The 15,981-nt window shown below is 67.0% G+C and carries 15 protein-coding genes and 6 tRNA genes; 7 read left to right on the top strand and 14 right to left on the bottom strand.

The window, feature by feature from the left end:
- Positions 1-6 precede the first annotated feature (6 nt).
- From ACZ9J7_RS15535 to ACZ9J7_RS15550, 4 genes are all read right to left on the bottom strand, one after another.
- The gene (locus ACZ9J7_RS15535; RefSeq protein ID WP_476210654.1) at positions 7-759 is read right to left on the bottom strand and encodes an SDR family NAD(P)-dependent oxidoreductase; all 753 of its coding nucleotides are present in this window, start codon (positions 757-759) and stop codon (positions 7-9) included.
- A complete protein-coding gene (locus ACZ9J7_RS15540) occupies positions 756-2,123 on the bottom strand; it encodes a DUF6421 family protein (protein WP_476210656.1) in 1,368 nt (455 codons plus the stop codon). Before ACZ9J7_RS15540 ends, ACZ9J7_RS15535 begins: the two co-directional genes overlap by 4 nt.
- A gap of 150 nt (positions 2,124-2,273) precedes the next feature.
- Positions 2,274-2,759: a peptide-methionine (R)-S-oxide reductase MsrB gene (gene msrB / locus ACZ9J7_RS15545; protein ID WP_476211874.1), complete on the bottom strand. Its 486-nt coding sequence runs from the start codon at positions 2,757-2,759 to the stop codon at positions 2,274-2,276.
- A 77-nt stretch (positions 2,760-2,836) separates the two neighbouring features.
- A complete protein-coding gene (locus tag ACZ9J7_RS15550) occupies positions 2,837-3,328 on the bottom strand; it encodes a hypothetical protein (RefSeq protein ID WP_476210657.1) in 492 nt (163 codons plus the stop codon).
- 189 nt (positions 3,329-3,517) lie between these two features.
- Between ACZ9J7_RS15550 and ACZ9J7_RS15555 the strand changes: the two genes are divergently transcribed.
- The 4 genes from ACZ9J7_RS15555 (at position 3,518) to ACZ9J7_RS15570 (ending at position 9,113) form a co-directional block, all read left to right on the top strand.
- On the top strand, positions 3,518-4,801 hold the full coding sequence (locus ACZ9J7_RS15555; RefSeq protein WP_476210658.1) for an alpha/beta hydrolase family protein: 1,284 nt from the start codon (positions 3,518-3,520) through the stop codon (positions 4,799-4,801).
- A 1-nt stretch (position 4,802) separates the two neighbouring features.
- Positions 4,803-6,374: a succinic semialdehyde dehydrogenase gene (locus ACZ9J7_RS15560; RefSeq protein WP_476210659.1), complete on the top strand. Its 1,572-nt coding sequence runs from the start codon at positions 4,803-4,805 to the stop codon at positions 6,372-6,374.
- A 33-nt stretch (positions 6,375-6,407) separates the two neighbouring features.
- Complete coding sequence (locus ACZ9J7_RS15565; RefSeq protein ID WP_476210660.1) at positions 6,408-7,241, top strand: SDR family NAD(P)-dependent oxidoreductase; 834 nt, start codon at positions 6,408-6,410, stop codon at positions 7,239-7,241.
- A gap of 141 nt (positions 7,242-7,382) precedes the next feature.
- A complete protein-coding gene (locus tag ACZ9J7_RS15570) occupies positions 7,383-9,113 on the top strand; it encodes a multicopper oxidase family protein (RefSeq protein WP_476210661.1) in 1,731 nt (576 codons plus the stop codon).
- Between the two features lie 23 nt (positions 9,114-9,136).
- On the opposite strand, the gene ybaK is transcribed toward ACZ9J7_RS15570, so the two are convergent.
- From ybaK to ACZ9J7_RS15585, 3 genes are read right to left on the bottom strand one after another with little or no spacing between them, the layout of a single operon-like run.
- Positions 9,137-9,649 carry a Cys-tRNA(Pro) deacylase gene (gene ybaK / locus ACZ9J7_RS15575; protein WP_476210662.1) on the bottom strand — a complete coding sequence of 171 codons (513 nt, stop codon included), beginning with the start codon at positions 9,647-9,649 and terminating at the stop codon, positions 9,137-9,139.
- A 9-nt stretch (positions 9,650-9,658) separates the two neighbouring features.
- Complete coding sequence (locus ACZ9J7_RS15580; protein WP_476210663.1) at positions 9,659-10,111, bottom strand: SufE family protein; 453 nt, start codon at positions 10,109-10,111, stop codon at positions 9,659-9,661.
- A gap of 27 nt (positions 10,112-10,138) precedes the next feature.
- On the bottom strand, positions 10,139-11,065 hold the full coding sequence (locus ACZ9J7_RS15585) for a sulfurtransferase (protein ID WP_476210664.1): 927 nt from the start codon (positions 11,063-11,065) through the stop codon (positions 10,139-10,141).
- Positions 11,066-11,278: 213 nt separating this feature from the next.
- Here ACZ9J7_RS15585 and zapE point away from each other — a divergent pair, with 213 nt between their 5' ends.
- Positions 11,279-12,316, top strand: coding sequence for a cell division protein ZapE (gene zapE / locus ACZ9J7_RS15590; RefSeq protein WP_476210666.1), 1,038 nt, complete (start codon positions 11,279-11,281; stop codon positions 12,314-12,316).
- On the opposite strand, the gene ACZ9J7_RS15595 is transcribed toward zapE, so the two are convergent.
- The 7 genes from ACZ9J7_RS15595 to ACZ9J7_RS15625 form a co-directional block, all read right to left on the bottom strand.
- On the bottom strand, positions 12,313-13,545 hold the full coding sequence (locus ACZ9J7_RS15595; RefSeq protein ID WP_476210667.1) for a benzoate/H(+) symporter BenE family transporter: 1,233 nt from the start codon (positions 13,543-13,545) through the stop codon (positions 12,313-12,315). The two genes, zapE and ACZ9J7_RS15595, sit on opposite strands and share 4 nt — an antisense overlap.
- 142 nt (positions 13,546-13,687) lie before the next feature.
- Positions 13,688-13,951 (bottom strand): antitoxin, encoded by a 264-nt coding sequence (locus tag ACZ9J7_RS15600; RefSeq protein ID WP_476210668.1) that lies wholly within the window; start codon positions 13,949-13,951, stop codon positions 13,688-13,690.
- 147 nt (positions 13,952-14,098) lie between these two features.
- A tRNA-Val gene (locus ACZ9J7_RS15605) sits at positions 14,099-14,170 on the bottom strand.
- 33 nt (positions 14,171-14,203) lie between these two features.
- A tRNA-Gly gene (locus tag ACZ9J7_RS15610) sits at positions 14,204-14,276 on the bottom strand.
- Between the two features lie 58 nt (positions 14,277-14,334).
- A tRNA-Val gene (locus tag ACZ9J7_RS15615) sits at positions 14,335-14,406 on the bottom strand.
- Positions 14,407-14,443: 37 nt separating this feature from the next.
- Positions 14,444-14,514, bottom strand: a tRNA-Cys gene (locus ACZ9J7_RS15620).
- A gap of 47 nt (positions 14,515-14,561) precedes the next feature.
- Positions 14,562-14,634: transfer RNA gene (locus ACZ9J7_RS15625), tRNA-Gly, on the bottom strand.
- Between the two features lie 306 nt (positions 14,635-14,940).
- Between ACZ9J7_RS15625 and ACZ9J7_RS15630 the strand changes: the two genes are divergently transcribed.
- A tRNA-Val gene (locus ACZ9J7_RS15630) sits at positions 14,941-15,012 on the top strand.
- 104 nt (positions 15,013-15,116) lie between these two features.
- Positions 15,117-15,971: a cytochrome gene (locus tag ACZ9J7_RS15635; protein ID WP_476210670.1), complete on the top strand. Its 855-nt coding sequence runs from the start codon at positions 15,117-15,119 to the stop codon at positions 15,969-15,971.
- The last annotated feature ends 10 nt before the right edge of the window (positions 15,972-15,981 follow it).

Below are 15,981 nucleotides of genomic sequence, written 5' to 3' on the forward strand. Positions count from 1 at the left end.
GGTTGTTCACGCTTTCAAGTCTAGGTGGGTGTCCGTCGTCAGCGGCGGGAGCCTCAGCCGGGCGCCGTTCAGCTCGGCCGCCGGGGGGATGAAGAGGTTCACGACGGCGGCGGCCAGGTCTGTTACGTCCGTCGCCCCCGGGAACTTCCGTTCCGGGTGGCTTCGCCGCTGTTCATCGTCCACCAAGGCTTTAACCACCAGGACGACGGCGGCCGCCCGGGCGCCGCCGTCCCCGGCGGCGCGACGGAAGCCGTCCGCCATGGCCATGGTCCAGGCCTCCGCGGCCGCCTTGGCGGCCACGTAGCTGGCCACGGCCGCGGCGGGTTTGTCCAGTGCGGTGGAAGACACCATGGCGAACCTGCCGGCGGGCGATGCGGCGATGTCGTCGAAAAAGACCCGTGAGACGTTGCGGAGCGTGGTGACCGCCCCGCGCTCCAGGAAGTCCCAGTCCTCGTCGGACTGGTCGGCGATGCCCTTGGCTCCGCGCCAGCCGCCCACCAGGTGGATCACCGCGTCAACCGGCCCGAAGCTTTCGCCGAGCTGCTCCCGGAGCTTCCGGACGCCGTCGAAATCCGCGAGGTCGCACGTGAAGGGGGTGACGCCGTCGCCCGCCTTTTCCGCAGCGGCCGCGATCCTGGCCTGGTCCGAGCCCACGGTGGCCACGCGGTGGGCCGCCGCAGCGAGGGCACGCGCAACGGCGACGCCGGACGCGCCGCTGCCGCCGGTGACCAGGACGCGGGCAGCGCCGGGGCCGGTCACAGGGCGGAGTGGCCGGTGATCCCGGCGGTCGACTCGATGACGGGGCGCATCTTCTTCTCCAATGCCTCGTAGAACATGGACAGCGGGAATTCGTCGTCCAGGACCTGGTCCGTCAGGCCACGGGGTGTCCCGGCGAGCGGCAGCGCATCCGGGCCCTTGGCCCACACGGAGGCCGGGTTGGGGGTGACCGTGGCCGATACCAGCTGGTAGGCCGCCAGCCAGTGGGCGGTCTTGGGCCGGTCGATGGAGCGCCAGTACAGATCATCGATGCTGGCGCCGAGGGCAATCACGGCATCGGCCACCTCATCCCAGTCGATGGTAAGCCGTGTGTCCGTCCAGTGCAGCACGTGCTGCTGGTGCAGCCAGGCGAACAGGAGCTGGCCACCGAGGCCGTCGTAGTTGCGGACCCGGCTGCCGGTGATGGCGAAGCGGAAAATGCGGTCAAAGATGATGGCGTACTGGACGAGCTTGGCGTGCCGGCGGGCTTCGGGGTCGGCGTCGTCGTCTTTTTCGATCCGGACGGATTCGCGGAAGGCGGTGAGGTCGCAGCGCAGTTCCTCGAGCGAGTACAGGAAGTAGGGCATCCGCTGCTTGATCATGAAGGGGTCGAAAGGCAGGTCGCCGCGCATGTGCGTCCGGTCGTGGATCAGGTCCCACATGACGAAGGTGGCCTCGGTGAGGTCCTGGTCAGCGAGAAGTTCCGCGGCGCCCTCCGGAAGTTCCAGGGACGTGATCTCTGCGGCGGCCTTCAGCACCCGGCGGAACCGGGCGGCCTCCCGGTCGGCGAAGATGGCGCCCCAGGTGAAGGTGGGGGTCCGGCTGACGGCCACGGTCTCAGGGAAGAGCACGGCCGAGTTGGTGTCATAGCCGGGGGTGAAGTCGACGAAGCGGATGGGGACGAACAGCTTGTTGGAGTACCCGCCGGCTTCCAGGCCCGCGATGAACTCCGGCCAGATCACTTCCACCAGCACGGCCTCCACCAGCCGGCTGCTGCTGCCGTTCTGGGTGTACATGGGGAACACCACCAGGTGCTGCAGGCCGTCGCGGCGCTGTTCCTGGGGCTGGAACGCCAGCAGCGAGGCGAGGAAGTCCGGGACGGCGAAGCCGCAGGCGGCCCACGCGCGGAAGTCGGCGCAGGCGGCCTCCAGGTAGGCGGCATCGTGCGGGAAGGCAGGGGACAGGGCCGTAACAGCGTCCACGATGGTTTCCACGTACTGTGCGGCCGCACGGTGGTCTGCCGGCTCGGGAATCGATCCATCCTGGACCTGGATGGCCTGCAGGGCGGTGGCGGCGCCCTTGAGCCGCAGCCAGTCCTGGTTCTGCGCGGAAATTCCGGTAACGGCGGTGGTCAGGGTCTCTGTCATCGTCGGCTGCCTTTCTGGTTGCTTGCTTCTCTGGCGAGCGTAACAAGCAACCAGCAGGACTTATGCCCGGATGGCCTTACCGTAAGCAGGACTTAGCCTAGTGCTATTGCCGGCTGGGTCGAGACCGTGCTTGGGCTGTGGGATCCGAATTCAGGGCTGCGCCCCGTCAGCCCTGGCCCCATCGTCCGCGGCGTGGTTTTCCGCGTCATCCTTGGTCACGAGCCGGAGGGAGACGGAGTTGATGCAGTAGCGCTGGTCCGTGGGGGTTCCGTAACCCTCGCCCGCGAACACGTGGCCCAGGTGCGAGTCGCACGAGGCGCACCGCACTTCGATCCTCTCCATGCCGAGCGTCCGGTCGTGGATGTAGCGGACGTTGCCCTCGGCCAGGGGAGCCCAGAAGGACGGCCAGCCGCAGTGGGAATCGAACTTCTCGTTGCTCGTGAACAACTCGGCGCCGCAGGCGCGGCACTGGTACATGCCTTCCGTGTGCGTGTCCCAGTATTCACCCGTGTAGGGCCGTTCCGTCCCGGCCTGCCGCAGGACGTGGTATTCCTCCGGGGTCAGTTCCTCACGCCACTGGGCATCGCTTTTCTGGACGGACCCGCCTTGGGCCGCAGTCTCTTGCGCGCTGCCCATGTGTGTCCCGCCGTCGACGCCTGGTGCCTTGTTGCCGAAGATGCTTTTTCCAAAGATGCTCATAGTTTTCCCAACGCCTAGGAGTCGCCGATAAATCCCGAACCCGCATAGAGGTGGAGCACCGGCACTCCGAGTTGGTCCTGGGCCTTGTTGGCCCAGTCGGTGTGGAAGGTATCGGCCACGGCGTGCGGCCTGGTGATCACCACTGCCTGCGAGGCGCCCGTTTCGCGGACCTTGGCCACCAGGCCGTCCACTGCCCTGCCGTCCACTACCTGGCCGGTCACGTCGGAGCCCAGTCCCTGCAGCGCTGCGAGCGACGCCGCCAAGGTCTCGTCGGCATGGGCACGCTCTGTGGCGGCGTCCGGGTTGCGGGCCGCCAGTTCGCGGAAAGCCTTGGCGACGTCCAGCATGGACAGGTTCTCGAGGAAGTCCACCAGCAGGTGGCGCTCCGTGTTCGCCGGCACCAGGACCACCAGGCGGCTGTCCGCGCCGTCCACCAGCCGTTCAATGTTCACGCGGTCGTCCGCGCCGAGGGGTTCTTCAGTCAGGATGACGATGGGATCACTCATGGCCTTAGCCTAGTCCCGCCCGCATGCCACATGCACTGACCGGCGGTTCCGCCGTTTCCGGGCCCCCTTCCGGGCCCCCTTCCGGTTCCGCCCGGCCGCGCCGTGCCCGTCCGGTTCCCGAATGCGGGCATCTGCGGCAGGGCCGGTAACAATAGTCACATGGCACCTTTCCGGCGAGCGCGCCCTGCAATGACTGCACCTTCCAGGGACACCGGCGGCGTGTCGCCGGGAGCCAAGTGGGCCATCGGTGGAGCCATCGCAGGCGGGTCGGTGGCCAGCCTGCTGGGTGCCGGCTCCTCGGCGCTCGCCGTGTACTTCGCGCGCCGGGTCATCACCCCGGCGCGGCAGCGGACGGCGGACAAGGAAGTCCTGGCCGTGATCCGCGATGGCCAGGAGCAGCAGGTCATCCTGGCCGCCAATGACGACACCACGGTGGACGGGGTCTACGGATTCTTTTTCGACGGCGGGAAAGGGCATGCACGGATCGGCCGCATCGTTTCCTACTCGCCGGCGGAACGGACCGTGCTGCGCGAGGTCGAGGCCGTCTACAGCGGGGATCTCTCCACGGCCCGCTGGGGATGGTGGAGCGGGGCCACCTACCCGGATCCGGCCGCCGTCGGAATTCCAGCCGAGGACGTCCTGATCCCCGTTGAGCGCGGCGAAGCCCCCGCCTGGCTGGTCCGGGCCAAGGGCGCCGCGCGGACCTGGGCCATTATGGTGCACGGCCGCGGGGCAACCCGCCAGGAAGCGCTGCGGGCGGTGGGGCCGGCCCTGGAACTGGGACTGACCAGCCTACTGGTGTCCTACCGGAATGACGGGCTGGCGCCCTCGGCGGACGACGGACGGTATGGCCTGGGGTCCACCGAGTGGCAGGACATTGAAGCCGCCATCGGGTACGCACTGGCCAACGGTGCCGAGGAAGTGGTCCTGTTCGGCTGGTCCATGGGAGGGGCCATCTGCCTTCAGACCGCAGACCTCTCCCGGTACCGGCACCTGATCCGAGCGATGGTGCTGGACGCGCCGGTCACTGACTGGGTGACGGTGCTGGCGCACCACGCGCAGCTGAACCGGATCCCGTCCCTGGTGGGCAAGTACGGACAGCTGATGCTCGGCCACCCGCTGGGACGCCGGCTCACGGGCCTCTCGGCGCCCGTGGACCTCAAAGTCATGGACTGGGTCTCCCGCGCCGTGGAGCTGAGGACGCCCACCCTGATCATCCACAGCGTCGACGACGAGTACGTGCCGTACGGACCCTCGGCGCTGCTGGCCGAACGGAACCCCGACATGGTCACGTTCGAGACGTTCAACCACGCACGGCACACCAAGGAATGGAACGTGGACCCCGAGCGCTGGGAGCGGCTGGTGAAGGCGTGGCTCCGCCAGCAGCTCGCGCCGCGCCTCAACCCGGGATCCGGCCCGGACCCGGACCTTGCTGCAAACACGCCGGCCCGGCCGGCGCCGGCGGGAGCGTGAGATGCCGAAACAACGCCCGGCAGGAGCCGTAACCGACCGCGGCAGGGAACTGGCCACAGGCCTGGCGGCCCTGGTCACGTCATCCCGGGGCCGCCCCGTCCAGGCCTCACACGCCCCCTTCGACGGCACAATGCTGGGCGAAGTGCCCGTCAGCACGCAGGAAGACGTCCATGCCGCCGTCGACACTGCACGGACGGCGCAGCAGCTCTGGGCAAGCCAGCCCCTGGCCGCACGCCGGGCCGTGGTTGGGCGCTTCGTGGCGCTGCTGCTGGACAGGGAGCAGGACATCCTTGACCTGGTGCAGGCAGAGAGCGGCAAGTCCCGGCTTAGTGCTTTCGAGGAGTTCGCGGACGTAATCCTCACCGCCCGCTACTACGAACGGAATGCCGGGCGGCACCTGCGCCCGCGCCGGCGGAAGGGCGCGGCCCCGGTCCTGACCCGCACCACCGAGTACCGCGTTCCCAAGGGGGTGGTGGGAGTCATCAGCCCCTGGAACTACCCCTTGACCCTTGCCGTTTCGGACGCCATTCCGGCCCTGCTGGCGGGCAACGGCATCGTCCTGAAACCTGACTCACAGACGCCCTTCACGGCGCTGCTGATGCTGAAACTCCTCCGCGAAGCAGGCCTGCCGGAGGACCTGTTCCGGATCGTCACCGGGCCGGGAACCTCAATAGGCCCTGCCCTGATCGGGCGCGTCGACTTCCTGATGTTCACCGGATCCTCCCAGACCGGCAAAACCGTCGCCAGGCAATGCGCCGAGCGGCTGATTGGCTTCTCCGCCGAACTGGGCGGCAAGAACCCCATGCTGGTACTGGCGGATGCCAACATAGCCAAGGCGGCAGCCGGCGCCGTATACGCCTGCTTCTCCAACTCGGGGCAGCTCTGCGTCAGCATCGAGCGGATCTACGTGCACGCCGACGTCCATGACAGCTTCCTGGCGGCGTTCACCGCCAAGGTGGAGGGAATCCGCATGGGCGCCGGGCCGGACTGGGAGATTGGCATGGGTTCCCTCATCAGTGCGGCCCAGGTGGAGCGGGTGGACCGGCATGTCCAGGACGCGCTCGCCAAAGGCGCCCAACTGCTCACGGGCGGACGGCGCCGGCCGGACCTGGGCCCGTTGTTCTACGAGCCCACCGTCCTGACGGGGATCACGGACGACATGCTCCTTGCCCGCGAAGAGACCTTCGGGCCGGTGGTCTCCGTCTACCGTGCTGCAGACGACGACGCCGCAGTCGCCCAGGCCAACGATTCGGATTTCGGGCTCAACGCCAGCGTCTGGTCCGCCGGCCACGGGCAGGAGGTGGCCCGAAAGCTGCTGACCGGGACTGTCAACGTCAACGAAGGCTACGCCGCTACCTGGGCGTCCCATGATGCTCCCATCGGGGGCATGAAGGACTCCGGTGCCGGCCGCCGCCACGGCCGGGAGGGCATCCTCAAATACACCGAGCCGCAGACCATCTCCGTGCAGCGGCTGCTCCCGGTAGCCCCCGCCCCGGGAATGTCCAACCACGCCTACGCGCGGATCATGAAAGGCGCCATCACGCTGATGGGCCGCTTTCCCCGAAACCGCTGACACAGTCAGTACAAAAACCCGAGGAGAACTGGGATGGCCAAAGGAACCCGACTTGCCGGCGCAACTCTGCTCGTCACTGGAGGCGGAAGCGGGCTGGGCCGCCGCATGGCGCTCGCCGCCGCCCGGCGCGGAAGCCGGGTGGTGATCTGGGACATGGATGCGGCAGCGGGCGCTGCGGTCCGCGACGAGATCCGGGCGGCGGGCGGTCGGGCCGACGCCCAGTACGTGGATGTGACTGACCGGGACGCGGTCGAGGCTGCCGCGGTGGAGGCAGGGGCGGTGGATGTCCTGGTCAACAATGCGGGGGTAGTCAGCGGCCAGCGGCTCCTCGATGCCACGGAAGACGCCATCGAACGGACCATGAACGTCAATGTCCTGGCCCTGTACTGGGTGACCCGCGCCTTCCTGGGCGGGATGGCGGAACGCCGGCGCGGCACCGTGGTCACCGTAGCCAGTGCCGCCGGCCTGGTGGGAGTCGCCCGGCAGACGGACTACTCCGCCAGCAAGTTCGCCGCCGTCGGCTTCAACGAATCACTCCGCGCGGAACTCCGTGCGGACCACACAGACGTCAACACGCTGGTGGTGTGCCCCTTCTACATCAACACAGGGATGTTCGACGGCGTCCGGACCCGCTGGCCCCTCCTGCTCCCGATTCTTGAGGAAGAGGATGTGGCAACCAGGGTCCTCGACGCGATCGAGGCCGGGCACCGGAAGCTGGTTTTGCCGCCCCTCGTGAACCTGCTTCCTGTCCTTCGGGTGCTTCCGGCCGGCGTCTTTGACCGGCTCATGGACGTGCTGGGAGTCAACCGGACCATGGACCACTTCACCGGCCGCACCCCGGGCCGCAGCGGAGGGCATTCCGGGTAGGCCCGCACCTTCATGCGGGGGCCCGTGACCCTGTGACAGGCCGGTGCAGAGGTCTATCCTGCTGCTCAAGGGGGGAAACCTGCGAAGAAATGGGGCCCCGAAACGCGCATCACAAGACGACAACTGTTACAGGCCGGTGCTGTGGCCGGGGCGGGAATCCTGGCCCCGCCCGGCATATCTGCGGCCGCGGCACGCGGTCCTGCGGACGGCCGGCAGGCCATGTTCACCGAGCAACTGCCCACCCTGGACGAGTTGGGCGTCCTGGACATGCGGGGCGGGGGCCGTACCACGCTGTGGGTCCGTAACGCCGCCCACCGGTTCCAGGAAGACATGGGCCCGGCAAATACCCTGGCCTACCAGGAAGCCGGTTCGTCGAGGACCTACCTGGGGCCTGTCATCATCGCCAGGAAAGGAGTTCCCTTCGAGCTGAAGGTCCGCAACGCCGCCGACTGCCATCCCCTCGCCTCCGCCATCGACAGCGAACTGGTCCCCCGCGGCAGCAACGATGCGAAGCGGCCGCGGACGTCAGTACACCTCCACGGCGGCAACGTCAGTCCGCAGTCCGACGGCGGCCCGGACCAGGCCTTCGTTCCCGGCGACTCCTACACGTACCACTACGGCAACAACCAGGATGCTGCCGGGCTTTGGTACCACGACCACGCGCTGGGAATGACCCGGTTGAACATCTACGCAGGACTCGCTGGAACCTACCTGCTCAGGGACGGGACCGACACCGGGGACGGTACGCAGTTTCCGCCACCGCCGTACGAGGTGCCGCTGATCATCCAGGACAAGATGTTCAACCCCGACGGTACGCTCGCCTACCCCCCGAACCCGGACCTCAAAGGCCCGGACGGGGCCCCGCGCCCTTGGGCGCCCGAGTTCTTCGGGGACGTGGCGACGGTCAACGGGAAAGTCCGGCCGAACCTCGACGTCGCCCGCGGCAAGTACCGCTTCCGAGTCCTCAACGGCTCCAACGCCCGGTTCTACGACTTCACGTTTGATGCGGGCGGCCCGGCGCTGGCCTTCCACCAGATCGGGTCCGACGGCGGGCTCCTCAACGCGCCCGTCCGGCTGGACCGGCTGGTGATCGGCCCGGGGGAACGGGCGGATCTCGTGGCGGACTTTTCCGGGCTCCGGGCTGGATCCCGGGTGGTACTGCGCAACAGCGCCCGGGTTCCGTACCCGGACGGGCCCGAATCCGTGGCGGGCGGCGCGGTGCCCCTCCCACAGATCATGCAGTTCACCGTCACGTCGCGCACCGGCTATACCGTGCCCCTGCCTGCCCGGCTGCGGGACAAAGGCGCGGACGTCACCAGCCTGCGGGAGGCAGAGCCGGCGAAGATACGTCGGATGGCGCTCATGGAAGTAGCCAACGCGGACGACGTTCCTGTGATGGCCCTGCTGAACAACAGGATGTTCGACAGCCCGGACACCACCGAGGTGGAGAGCGACACGATGGAACAGTGGGAGCTCATCAACACCACCGAGGACGCCCACCCGATCCACCTGCACTTCACCCAGTTCCAGGTGCTCAACCGGCAAAAATTCCATGCCGACGCCTACCTGGAGGAGACCGGCTATATTGATCCGGCCACCGGCCTGGTCACACCGGGACGGGGTAAAGCGGTGGAAGTCGACCGTTTCCTCATTGGCCGGCCCAGGGACGCCGCCGCCAACGAACAGGGCTGGAAGGACACCGTGGTGGCGCTGCCGGGCGAAGTCACCAGGATCCGGGTTCCCTTTGGTGCAGGGGCGGCAGGCGGAAAGCCCCTGGCGATTGGCTCATCGTTCAAGGGCGACTACGTGTGGCACTGCCACATCCTGGAGCACGAGGACAACGACATGATGCAGCGCTACACCATCAAGTAGTTGCCTGGACCAGGACCGGACAACTACGGCCGGGAATTGCCGGCGGCCAGGGAGCTGATGGGCGCGGTGACGGCGCCCGTCAGCCTGGCCAGGTCAGTTGGGGCCAGCTCGATATCCAGCCCCCGCCGGCCGCCCGAAACCAACATGGTGTCCAGCCCCAGGGCGCTGGAGTCCAGCACGGTGGGGGAGGGCTGCCTCTGCCCGAGAGGGGAGATGCCGCCCAGTACGTATCCGGTGCGCCGCTGGGCCGCCGCAGGATCGGCCATGGCGGCCTTCTTGGCTCCCAGCGCCGCAGCCATGGCCTTCAGGTCAAGGGTGCCGCTGACCGGGACGATGCCCACCGCGAGCCTGCCCTCCACGTCCACCATCAGGGTCTTGAAAACACGGGACGGATCGATCCCCAGGGCTTCGGCGGCCTCGGTGCCATAGCTTGCTGCCGAGGGGTCATGGGTGTACGGATGCAGCACAAAGGGAACCCCGGCCGCGGTCAGTGCCGCTGTAGCCGGGGTTCCCTGGGCGTTGCTCCTGCGTGCCATGCGGCGTGGTCAGGCCCGGTTGCTGGACGCTGCGGCGACCTTGCGCTTGATCCGGCCGAGCATCGCCGTCATGCCCCGCATGCGCAGGGGGGTGATGGCGCGGGTAAGGCCCAGCAGTTCCGGCATGTCATCGGGCACGGACAGGATCTCCGCCGCCGTCAGGCCATCAAGCCCCTCGTGCAGCACACCGGCAAAACCGCGCGTGGTGGGTGCCTCGGGCGGTGCCTTGAAGAACAGGCGGACCGCGCCGTCGTCGTTGTTTTCCGTCTCGATGGTGAGGAACAGCGGCGACTGGCACTCCACGACCTGCTCAAGAAGCTCGGGGTGGTCTTTGAGCCGGTCCGGGAGTTCCGGCAGCCCCTCCGAGAACTCCAGCAGCAGCTGCAGCCTCTCGGGTTCGGACAGGGCCTGGAAGTCGTCCACGATTGCCGCCAGGGCGGAAGGCAAAGCTTGAGTAGTCATCGTTCCAAGTCTACGCGGGGAGCGTGGTCAGGCTCCGACGGCGACGGGAACGGAACCCCGCTCGGCGCCCTTGACGATCGGTACACGCACGGCGTTGCCCCACTCGGTCCACGATCCGTCGTAGTTGCGGACGGTCTCGAAGCCCAGGAGGTACTTCAGGGCAAACCAGGTGTGGCTGGACCGTTCGCCGATGCGGCAGTACGCCACCACGTCGTCGCCTTCGGCCAGGCCGGCTTCGCCCAGGTAGATCGCTGCCAGCTCGTCCCGGCTCCGGAAGGTGCCGTCCTCGGCGGCGGCGCGGGCCCAGGGGATGGACGCGGCAGTGGGGATGTGGCCGCCGCGCAGGGCGCCCTCCTCCGGGTAGGCCGGCATGTGGGTGCGCTGTCCGGTGTATTCCTCGGGGGAGCGGACATCGATCAGCGGGCCGGTGCCCAGATGTGCCAGGACGTCGTCCTTGAAGGCGCGGATCGGGGCGTCGTCGCGCTCCACCACCGGGTAGTTTCCGGGAGCGGGAGCAGGCCGGTCCCTGGTCAGTTCGCGGCCTTCGGCAACCCACTTGTCCCGGCCGCCGTCCAGCAGCCTGACGTCCTGGTGGCCGAACAGGGTGAAGACCCAGAGGGCGTAGGCGGCCCACCAGTTGGACTTGTCACCGTAGATGACCACGGTGCTGTCGCGGGAAATGCCCTTGGCGGCCGCGAGTTCGGCGAAGGCCGCGCCGTCCACATAGTCCCGGGAGACTTCGTCGTTCAAGTCCGTGTGCCAGTCGATCTTCACGGCGCCGGGAATGTGGCCAGTTTCATACAGGAGCACGTCCTCGTCGGATTCGACCAGGATGAGGTCGCCGTTGGCCACTGCGCCGTTGCTGATGGCGGCCGCGAGCCAGTCGGTGGAAACGAGCCGCTCCGGGTGGGCGTAGGCTGCGAACTTCTCATTCTGTTCAACCGGGTAGGGCATGGCTTGGCCTTTCAGTAAGAGCACGGGAAACCGTGGAACATGCATGGAACCTGTTCCCACCCTAGCCAGCGCCCGCAGGGTTGTCCGTATTCCGTTAATAGGGCGAAATGTTGCCTTCGTCACGCCCGGGGGGGCTGGACGGCGTTCCACCCGGGTACGGCCCGCATTGCCGGTATCCTTTCTGGGGACCAACCACCAGCAGAACGGACCACCTTGGTACAGATCGAACAGCTTGCCGCCCGCACTCCGGCAGTTTCGGTGGATGAACTCCTCAAGGGCTTCTACCCGTCGCCCCGGTTCGGGGAGGTTTCCTTTTCAAGCTACCGCCCGGACCCCAAGCAGCCCAGCCAGGCTGCCGCCGTGCGTGCCCTGGAAGGATTTGCCGACGGCGTGGGGTCAGGCAACGGAGGCGGGCTCTTCAAGAAGCTGTTCGGCAAAAAGGACGAATCCAGGGCGGGAATCTACCTGGACGGCGGCTTCGGGGTGGGCAAGACGCACCTGCTCGCGTCCCTCTGGCACGCATCACCCGGACCCAAGGCCTTCGGTACGTTCGTGGAGTACACCAACCTGGTGGGCGCCCTCTCCTTCCGCAAAACGGTGGATGCCTTGAGCAGCTACCAACTGGTGTGCATCGACGAATTCGAACTGGACGATCCGGGCGACACCGTCCTGATGTCCCGGCTCATGCGTGAACTGGCAGACGCAGGCGTCAAGCTTGCCGCCACGTCCAACACGCTGCCGGGCTCCCTGGGCGACGGCCGGTTCGCCGCCGTGGACTTCCAGCGGGAGATCCAGGTTCTTGCGGACCAGTTCGACGTCATCCGCATTGACGGCGAGGACTTCCGGCACCGCGGCCTCCCGGCCGCACCGGCACCGTTGAAGAACAGCGAACTCAACACGCACATGAAGGCGGAGTTCGACGGGAAGACGGTGGCCCAGGACGAGTTCTCCACCCTCATCCACCACCTGGCCGGCGTTCACCCCAGCCGCTACCGCCAACTGATCGACGGCATCGAGGGCGTGGTGTGGCGCAACGTGGAGACCATCACGGAGCAGGCCGTGGCGCTGCGGTTCGTGGTCCTTGCCGACCGGCTTTACGACAAGGACGTGCCTATCCTGGCCAGCGGCGTCCCGTTCGACAAGCTGTTCACCGAGGAAATGATGGCCGGCGGGTACATGAAGAAGTACTTCCGCGCCGTCTCCCGCCTCACTGCCCTGGCCCGCGAAGGCCAAAACCACGAACCCTCCTAGGCGGACTTCCTGCCGGCCCGGCCACCGGGCCGGGGTTGCAGCACCAGCCTGACCACAAGGCCGGCCAGGAGCGCCCAAAAAGCGGACCCGATCCCGGCGAATACCAGGCCGGAGGCGGCCATCAGGAAGGTGACGGCGGGGGCAATCCGGTCATCAGCGTCCGCCAGCGCCGCCGAGACGGCCGAGGCCAGGGTGCCCAGCAGTGCCAGCCCCGCAACGGCTTCAAGCATCCCGGCGGGTGCGTTGCTGACCAGCGATACCAGGGCGGCCGAGAATGCTGCCAGCACCAAGTACGCTGCGCCGGAGGTGAAGCCGGCGATCCATCGGCGGCTTCGGTCCGCGCCAGCTTCCTCCCCGGCGGCAAGGGCGGCGCTGAGTGCGGCGAGATTGATGGCGTGGCCGCCGAAGGGTGCACCGGCAAGGGTCCCCGCTCCCGTGACCAGCATTGCCGGCCGCCACGGTGTTTCATAGCCAAAGGACCTGAGTACGGCCACCCCCGGAATGTTCTGGGAGGCCATGGTCACTACGAACAACGGCACGGCGATCCCCGCCATGGCCTGCACGCTGAACGTGGGCATGGTCCACGACAGGGCCGGGACCAGGGCGGACGGTGCGACAGTCGTTCCTGCCGATGCCAGCGACACTCCGATTACGCCCAGGGCCACCAGCAGGGCTGCTGGCACCGCCCACCGCGGGGCGAACTTCATCATCAGCAGCCAGCACAGGATCACGGGTGCCACGAAGAGGGGCACCGAACCAAGGGCCTTGAAGGGTGCCAGGCAGAGCTGGAGCAGGACACCGGCCAGCATGGCCTGGGCCAGGGATGTCGGGATGCGCGCCATCAGCCTGCCGAGCGCGGGCACCAGGCCGGTCAGAGCCAGCAGCAGCCCCGCCCCAACGAAGCCTCCGACGGCGGCGGGCCACCCGCCGTCGGGCACTGCCGATGCAGCAAGCAGCGCTGCGCCCGGCGTGGACCAGGCCAGGGTCACCGGGACCCGGGAACGCCACGCTAGGAACAACACGCCGAGCCCAACGGTGAGAGTCACCGCCAGCAAGCCGGACGCTGCCTGGGCGGGGTTGGCACCCACCGCCGTGAGGCCGGCCAGGACCACGGCAAACGATGAGGTGAACCCCACCAATGCTGTGACAATCCCGGCGATGACCGGCTTGGAATCGGTCCGGGCCAGTCCGGACCTGGTGGATAGGGCGGGTGCGGGGGACTTGGGCATACCGGCAGGTTACCGGCGCAGGTTTCCCAACCGGCAATCGGGAGCTTCAGAAGAAGTCCTTAAACGCCAAAGGTGCGGGTGCCGCCTCCCGGCGGGACCCGCACCTCCTTGACGTGCCGGGCAAAAGCCCTGGCCAAATCCTTTACGGAGCCCTGTCGACCGGCGGAACCGGATTACCAGGAGCTGCCGGGGGAACCTGCTCGGTGGCAGGTGCCTGCCCCGGGGTGCCGTTCTTGTCAACGAGTTTGGAAGCGCCATCCTGGATCTTGTCGACGTGGCCTGCGTACTTGCCGCCGGTCTTGGTGTCGACGAAATCGCCGGCCTTGGTGATGCCGTCCTTGATAGCCTGCTCGTTGCCGCGGATGAGACCCTGAGCCTTGCCCTTTAGATCGTCAATCAAACCCACGGACACCTCCCTTCTATCGCGGAGCCAGGTCGCTCCTCGCGCATTCGATCCTATCCGGGCGCGGGAGGCGTGCCAAGGGAATCACGTTCGCCTGCAGCGGATACCCGGAAACGAAAAAAGCAGCTCCGGAGAGCTGCTGTTCGTGTGTGGGCGATACTGGGATCGAACCAGTGACCTCTTCCGTGTCAGGGAAGCGCGCTACCGCTGCGCCAATCGCCCGGAACCGGAAGACCGGCTAATGGGATAAAAGAGAGCGGACGACGAGATTCGAACTCGCGACATCCACCTTGGCAAGGTGGTGCTCTACCAGCTGAGCTACGTCCGCATTTGTGCAGTTTGTTCCGGAGAATCCGGTGGTACTGCCGGCAAGTTGCTTTGCCGAGTGGGCGATACTGGGATCGAACCAGTGACCTCTTCCGTGTCAGGGAAGCGCGCTACCGCTGCGCCAATCGCCCATTGCATCCGGAACTCCGGAAACCATGGTTTTCACCGAGGTGGGTACGGGATTCGAACCCGTGTATACGGCTTTGCAGGCCGCTGCCTCGCCTCTCGGCCAACCCACCGTGCTGGCGCCGACTCCGAAGAGTGTTTGCCGTGACAGTGTCCTGCGAGCGGACGACGAGATTCGAACTCGCGACATCCACCTTGGCAAGGTGGTGCTCTACCAGCTGAGCTACGTCCGCATTTTGGAGGCTTGATTCCTTGCCGTTTCCGGCATTTCCTCGCGTTCCAACGAGTAAAAACAATATAGGAGGTTCCGGGAAACTCCAAATCGGGGCGGGCCGCGGAACTGCCAACCGTCCCGCTTCCCAGCATCCACGCGGATTTTCGCGAGTTACAGGCGTGTAATTTCCGACGACGGCGGCGGGCTTCCCGGGCCAGGGATCGGACGGAGCCGCGTGCGGCGGGCCCACGGAAGGAGCGCGCCGGGTTGCGGAACCGCCGATTTTTGAATTGGGGTGGTCGTGGGCTAGCATTCAAATGCATCGGGGCGATTGGCGCAGTGGTAGCGCGCTTCGTTCACACCGAAGAGGTCACTGGTTCGAACCCAGTATCGCCCACCGCAGAGGTCCGTTTCCGCTCATCAGCAGCGGAAACGGACCTTTTTTGTGTGCGGCTCCGGACCCCGGAGCTTTTGTCGGCCCCCTGTGAAAGAGTCTTTTGTATGACTGATCCGCTTCTCGCCCACGCCACCGAATACGGCCGGATGTACGCACGGTCAACGTCTGAGCAGTTCTCGGTGCCTTCCATCACCACGGTGATCAGCCAGCAGCCGCACGGGCTCGATGGCTGGTTCGGCTACATGGGTGCCAGCAGCCTGGCCAAGGATCCGCTGCTGTCCGACTGCCTGGGGAGCCCTGCCAAGATCAAGCAGGCCATCAACCGTGCAGCCAAAGCTGCTGAAACGTACCGGGATGACGCCGCACGCCGCGGAGACCGTGTGCACAACTACTGTGAACAGGTGGCGCTGAGGGCATTGGGCCGCCCCCATGCCATGAAGGAAGCCCGCGACGCGCTGGCCGCCAACGGTGAGGAAGCTTTCGCCGTGCGGTTCGACGAATGGTGGGAACTCTTCCGCGTGGAGCCGATTGCCCCGGAGATCACTGTCTGGAACAAATCGGTGGGATACGCCGGAACCCTTGACCTCGTGGCCAGGATCAACGGACGCATCTGCCTGATCGACTACAAGACCAAGGGAACAACGCGGGACGGACAGGTCAAGCCGCTGGACAACAAGGTGGTCATGCAGCTGGTGGCCGGGATGAAGGCCGAAGAGAGCCTCGTGGATCCTGAAGCGGGAACCTGGGAACCCTGGAAGTACGGCGAAGACCCTGTCCTGCTGGCCGTGGCCATCGGCGAGACGGAAGTCCGCCCGGTCCGCGCCAACCCGGAAGTCCTTAAGCACCACTGGTGGAAGTTCTGCGCACTGCGCCGTGTCTGGGAGCTCTCAGCAGATACCCTCAGTGCCGGCACCGCGCTGTTGCCCATCGCACCTCCACCCCTGGCCCGCACCGCCTAGGTTAACGGTG

It is taken from the genome of Pseudarthrobacter sp. TE9888, from assembly GCF_056279345.1.